Genomic DNA, 5,862 nt, shown 5'->3' with positions numbered 1-5,862 from the left:
GATGCCGATGGGCTGGGATGCATTCGGTCTGCCGGCCGAGAACGCAGCGATGAAGAACGGCGTGCCGCCGGCCAAATGGACCTACGACAACATCGCGTACATGAAGTCGCAGATGCAGTCCATGGGTCTGGCCATCGACTGGTCGCGCGAAATCGCCACCTGCACGCCCGAGTACTACAAATGGAACCAGTGGTTGTTCCTGAAGATGTTGGCCGCCGGCATCGCCGAGCGCCGCACCCAAGTGGTCAATTGGGATCCGATCGATCAGACCGTCTTGGCCAATGAGCAAGTCATCGACGGCAAGGGCTGGCGCTCCGGCGCCACGGTCGAAAAACGCGAGATCCCCGGCTACTACCTGAACATCGTCAGCTATGCCGAGGAACTGCTGGGCGCCGTGGCCGACCCGGCGCACAAAAGCTATTTGAGCGGCTGGCCCGAGCGCGTGCGCCTGATGCAGGAGAACTGGATCGGCAAGAGCGCGGGCGTGCGCTTTGCCTTCCCGCACCAGATAGCCGGCACCGACGGCCAGCTGATCCAGGACGGCAAGCTCTACGTCTTCACGACCCGCGCCGACACCATCATGGGCGTGACCTTCTGCGCCGTGGCTCCTGAGCATCCGCTGGCCACGCATGCGGCCACCGGCAATGCCGAACTGAGCGCCTTCGTCAATGAGTGCAAGAGCGGCGGCACCACAGAGGCTGAACTCGCCACGCAGGAGAAGAAGGGCAAGCCCACCGGCCTATTCGTGACACATCCGCTTACGGAAGAGCAAGTCGAAGTCTGGATCGGCAACTATGTGTTGATCGGCTATGGCGACGGCGCCGTGATGGGCGTGCCGGCCCATGATGAGCGTGACTTCGAGTTCGCACAGAAGTACGGCCTGCCCATCAAACAAGTCGTTGGCGTCGAAGGTGAAAGTTATGACCTGACGAAGTGGGCCGATTGGTATGGCGACAAACAGCGCGCCGTCTGCATCAACTCGGGCGAGTTGGACGGCCTGCCGCACAAGGCCGCCGTGGCCAAGGTCGCCGAGCTGGTCGGCGCCAAGGGCCTGGGTGAGTTGAAAACCACCTGGCGTCTGCGCGACTGGGGCATCAGCCGCCAGCGCTACTGGGGCACACCGATTCCTATCATCCATTGCGCCGACTGTGGCGCGGTGCCGGTGCCCGAGAAGGATCTGCCGGTCGTCTTGCCCGAGGAATGCATCCCGGACGGCAGCGGCAACCCGCTTAAGAAGCATGCCGGCTTCCTCAACGTCGCCTGTCCGCAATGCGGCAAGCCGGCGCAGCGCGAAACCGACACCATGGACACCTTCGTCGACTCGTCCTGGTATTTCATGCGTTATTGCGACGCGCAGAACCAGGATGCGATGGTCGGTGCCGGCACCGATTACTGGATGGGTGGCGCCGGCAATGGCAGCCCTGGCATGGACCAGTACATCGGCGGCATCGAGCATGCGATCCTGCACCTGCTCTATGCGCGCTTCTGGACCAAGGTGATGCGCGATCTGGGCCTGGTCAAGATCGACGAGCCCTTCACCAAGCTGCTCACGCAAGGCATGGTGCTGAAGGGCGCGTTCTCGCGCAAGCCGGCCGACGCAGGCAAGAACTACTACTGGGAAGACGAGGTCGAGGTCGAGCTGAACGCCCATGGTCAGATCGTCGGCGGCAAGCTGAAGGCAGACGGCTTGGCCGTAGAGTACGAGCTGACGACGATGTCCAAGTCCAAGAACAATGGCGTCGACCCGCAGGCCTTGATCGACCAGTACGGCGCCGACACCGCCCGCCTGTTCGTGATGTTTGCAGCGCCCCCTGAGCAAACGCTGGAGTGGAACGATGCCGGCGTCGAGGGCGCGCACCGCTTCCTCAAGCGGGTCTGGGCCTTTGGCGCCAAGCAGGAGGCCGCGATCAAGACCGGCGGGCGCGACTTCGCCGCACTCAATGCGGACGGCAAGGCCTTGCGCCGCGAGGTCCATCTGGTGCTCAAGCAGGTCAGCTACGACTACGAGCGCATGCAGTACAACACCGTGGTGTCCGGCGGCATGAAGCTGCTGAATGCGCTGGAGGCGTTCAAGTCGCAAGGCCAGGACGCAGCGCTGCGCGAAGGCTTCTCGGTGCTCTTGCGCCTGCTCTACCCGGCCTGCCCGCATATCGCGCATACGCTCTGGCAAGAGCTGGGCTTTGCCGATGGCATGGGTGATCTGCTCGACACCGCCTGGCCGCAGGTCGACGAGGCCGCCCTGGTGCAAGACGAGATCGAGCTGATGCTGCAGGTCAACGGCAAGCTGCGCGGCTCTATCCGCGTCGCCGCAGGCGCCGACAAGGCGGCCATCGAGGCGGCGGCGCTGGCGAATGAGGACTTCCTCAAGTTCGCCGAGGGCCAGCCGGCCAAGAAGGTCATCGTCGTGCCTGGCCGCCTGGTCAATCTGGTCGTCTGAGCCCCATCCCTATGCAGCGTCGACATCTTCTGACGGCCGCGGCCGCGAGTCTGGCCGGCTGCGGCTTTGAGCTGCGGCGCGAGCCCGAACTGCTGTTCCAAAGCCTGGCGATCAGCGGCATCAAGCCCGATTCGGCGATGGCGGCCGAGCTGCGCCGCCAGCTGGCGCGTACCTCGGTCGTGCTGCTGGAGGACGCCAACAAGGCGCAACTCGTCTTGGTGGTGCTCAAGGATGTGCGTGAGCGCTCGGCCGTGGTCTCGACCACCGCCGGTCAGGTGCGTGAATGGCAGTTGCGCCTGAACTTCGACTTCATGCTGCGCACGCCCAATGACGAGCTGCTGCTGCCGCGCACCGAGCTGCGTATGGTGCGCGAAATGAACTTTCGCGAAACCGACGCGCTGGGCAAAGAGCAAGAAGAAGCGCAGCTCTACCGCGCCATGCAGTCCGATGCGGTCGCCCAGGTGATGCGACGCCTGGCGGCTGTGCGCCTGCCCTCCTAACCATCAAACCAGATGCAACTCCGCGCCGACGCCCTCCTCCAACAGCTCGCCAAAGCGCTGCGGCCGATCTACACCGTCTATGGCGATGAACCGCTGCTGATCCAAGAAGCGGCCGACGCGGTCCGCGCCGCCGCCCGCGCCCAGGGCTATAGCGAGCGCAAGGTCTTCACCGTCGCCGGCGCGCATTTCGACTGGGCGCAGGTGCTGGGTGCTGCGCAGGCGCAGAGCCTGTTTGCCGACCGCCAGCTGATCGAGATCCGCATCCCGTCCGGCAAGCCCGGCAAGGACGGCTCCGAGGCGCTGCAGCGTTACTGCGCCCGTCTGCCCGAGGATGTGCTGACCCTGGTCAGCCTGCCCAAACTGGACAAGACCCAGACCGGCAGCGCCTGGTTCACGGCGCTGGACGGCGCCGGTGTGACGCTGCGGGTCGAGCCGGTCGAGCGGCGCGCGCTGCCGCAGTGGATCGCCCAGCGCCTGGTGTCCCAGGGCCAGCGGGTGGCGGACGGCGAGATCGGTCAGCGCACGCTGGCCTTTTTTGCCGACCGGGTCGAGGGCAATTTGCTGGCCGCGCATCAGGAGCTGCAAAAGCTCGCGCTCTTGCACCCACAAGGCGAGCTGAGCTTTGAGCAGATCGAGGCAGCGGTCTTGAACGTGGCTCGCTACGACGTCTTCAAGCTCAGCGAGGCGGTGTTGGGCGGCCAGGTCGCGCGCGTGCTGCGCATGTTGGAGGGCCTGGAGGCCGAGGGCGAGGCCGCCGTGCTGGTGCACTGGAGCCTGGCCGAGGACATCCGCGCGCTCAAGCGCGTGCGCGACGCCGTCGACGCCGGCAAACCGCTGCCGATGGCGATGCGCGAGGCGCGCGTGTGGGGGGCCAAGGAGCGCTTGTTCGAGCGCATCGTGCCGGGTCTGCATGCCGCTGATTTGACCCGTTTGGTGGCAGCCGCCCAGGTCTGCGATGGCCTGGTCAAGGGCCTGCGCCACCCGGACTGGCCGCAGGATCCCTGGGCCGGTTTGCGCCGGCTGGCGCTGATGCTGGTGGAGACGACGGCCGCTCGGGGTCCAAGGCTGGCACTGCAGAGCTAGCTCAGTAGCCCTGTTCGCGCCGCACCAAATGTTGCAGCGCGGTGCCGCTTCGCAAGGCCTGCAGATTCGCAGCCACCACCGCCGCTGCGCTGCGCGGGTCGGTCTGGGCGGCGCAATGCGGCAGCACGGTGACTTGGGGCTGGCGCCAGAACACATGCTCGACTGGCAGCGGCTCCTGCTCAAACACATCAAGCACGGCGCGGCGCAGGTGGCCGCTGTCTAGCGCCGCCAGCAGGTCGGCCTCGACCAGATGGGCGCCGCGCGCCAGATTGACGAGGCTGGCGCCGGGCTTCATCGCCTTGATGCGGCTCGCATCCAGAAAATGCCGGGTCTGCGCCGTCAAGGGCAACAGATTGATGACCACATCGGCCTGCGCCAGCCCTTGCGCCAAGCCCTCGTCACCATGCAAGCTGCGAACGCCGCCGACCTGCGCCGGGCGCCGGCTCCAGCCGCTGACCGCATAGCCCTGCGCCGCCAAGGACTGCGCCACCCGCCCGCCCAGCTCGCCCATGCCGAGCAGCAAGACCCGCCACTCGGCCGCGCGGGGTTGCGCCGGCTGCTGCCACTCACACCGCAGCTGCTGGGCCTGGACATCAAAAAAGCCACGCTGCAAGGACAGCACGGCCCACAGCGCCGTCTGCGCCATCGCCTCGTTCATGGCCGGATCGACCATGCGTGCTAACGGCACATTCACAGGCAATGTCACATCTTGCAGCAGGCGCTCGACGCCGGCCCATAACGACTGAATTAGACGCAGATTGGGCAGGCCGGCGAGGCCGCCGGGCGCCGGGTTGGCGACGATCGCCGCCTCCACCGCGGCGGCCTCGGCGGGGCTGCTGGGGGGCGCCAGCAGCCATTGCTCATCGGGCAGCTCGGCTTGCAGCAGGCTCAGCCAGCGATCACGCTCCGCATCGCTCCAGCGCCCCAGCAGCAGCAGACTCATGCGTCCTTGTCTTCCAGCGCCTCGCACAGGGCCAGCAGGCCGGCCCGCAAAGTGGCTGTGCGCACCGCATGGCGGTCGCCGGGGAACAGCTCCTGCCAGACCTTGGGCGCTGAGCCGGCATGCACCAGCGCCAGCCAGACCGTGCCAACGGGTTTGTCGGCGCTGCCGCCGGTGGGTCCGGCGATGCCGGTGACCGACAGCGCCCAGTCGATCGGCGCATGGGCCAACAAGCCCTTGGCCATATGCAGGGCGACCTCGCCGCTGACCGAGCCATGCAGGCCGATCAAGGCGGCCGGCACGCCGAGCAGCTCGGTTTTGGATTCGTTGCTATAGCTGACCACGCCACGCTCGAACCATTGGCTGGAGCCGGACAGGCTGGTGCAGGCCGCCGCGATCAGACCGCCGGTGCAGGACTCGGCCGTGCCCATTTTCTCGCGCCGCTGCGTCAGGGCGACGCCGATGCGGTCGATCAACTCTTGCTCTTCGGGAAATAGCATGTTCGTCACCCCAGAATTGCACGCCACAGCGCGATGACCATAAGCGTACATCCTGCCGCGACGAAATCATCGAACAAGATGCCCCAGCCCTGGGCCCAGCCGACCGGCTGGCCGCGCTCGCCCTTGAACAAACGGTCGGCCCAGCCGACCGGCCCAGGCTTGGCGGCGTCGAAGTAACGGAACAGCGCGAACGCGATCAGCTGACCCCAGAAACCGACCGGCGAAACAAGCCACAGGATCAGCCAGAAGGCGACGATCTCGTGAACGCCGCACCACCGACGCGAAGGCCTCCGGCGGCGGCTACTGTAGTGGCCACGTCGAGTCGCACGAGTAGTCCACCCGACCATCAACGACCGGAGAATCGCCAAGAATGCGCTACCTGACGTTCGTCAAAGGCCCCGA

The 5,862-nt window shown here is 66.3% G+C and carries 5 protein-coding genes and 1 pseudogene; 3 read left to right on the top strand and 3 right to left on the bottom strand.

Annotated elements, in window-relative coordinates; all coding sequences use genetic code 11:
- The 3 genes from leuS to holA all read left to right on the top strand — a co-directional run.
- Positions 1-2,437 (top strand): leucine--tRNA ligase (gene leuS, locus RMO57_RS13390; protein WP_310387378.1); only part of this gene is annotated, 2,437 nt, incomplete at its 5' end.
- An 11-nt stretch (positions 2,438-2,448) separates the two neighbouring features.
- On the top strand, positions 2,449-2,937 hold the full coding sequence (lptE, locus tag RMO57_RS13385) for an LPS assembly lipoprotein LptE (protein WP_310387376.1): 489 nt from the start codon (positions 2,449-2,451) through the stop codon (positions 2,935-2,937).
- Between the two features lie 12 nt (positions 2,938-2,949).
- Positions 2,950-4,020, top strand: a complete 1,071-nt coding sequence (gene holA, locus RMO57_RS13380) for a DNA polymerase III subunit delta (protein ID WP_310387374.1) — start codon at positions 2,950-2,952, stop codon at positions 4,018-4,020.
- A 1-nt stretch (position 4,021) separates the two neighbouring features.
- Here holA and RMO57_RS13375 read toward each other — a convergent pair whose 3' ends face one another.
- From RMO57_RS13375 to RMO57_RS13365, 3 genes and pseudogenes are all read right to left on the bottom strand, one after another.
- On the bottom strand, positions 4,022-4,963 hold the full coding sequence (locus RMO57_RS13375; protein ID WP_310387372.1) for a glyoxylate/hydroxypyruvate reductase A: 942 nt from the start codon (positions 4,961-4,963) through the stop codon (positions 4,022-4,024).
- The gene (locus tag RMO57_RS13370; RefSeq protein ID WP_310387371.1) at positions 4,960-5,460 is read right to left on the bottom strand and encodes a CinA family protein; all 501 of its coding nucleotides are present in this window, start codon (positions 5,458-5,460) and stop codon (positions 4,960-4,962) included. The genes RMO57_RS13375 and RMO57_RS13370 overlap by 4 nt, the downstream gene beginning before the upstream one ends.
- A 5-nt stretch (positions 5,461-5,465) precedes the next feature.
- A pseudogene (locus RMO57_RS13365) lies at positions 5,466-5,822 on the bottom strand (phosphatidylglycerophosphatase A); the annotation flags it as partial.
- Positions 5,823-5,862: the final 40 nt, after the last annotated feature.

Origin of the sequence: Roseateles sp. (genome assembly GCF_031397715.1) — a bacterium.
In the GTDB taxonomy this organism is placed as follows: Bacteria; Pseudomonadota; Gammaproteobacteria; order Burkholderiales; family Burkholderiaceae_C; genus Paucibacter_A.
This window is presented reverse-complemented; position numbering and strand designations above follow the sequence as displayed.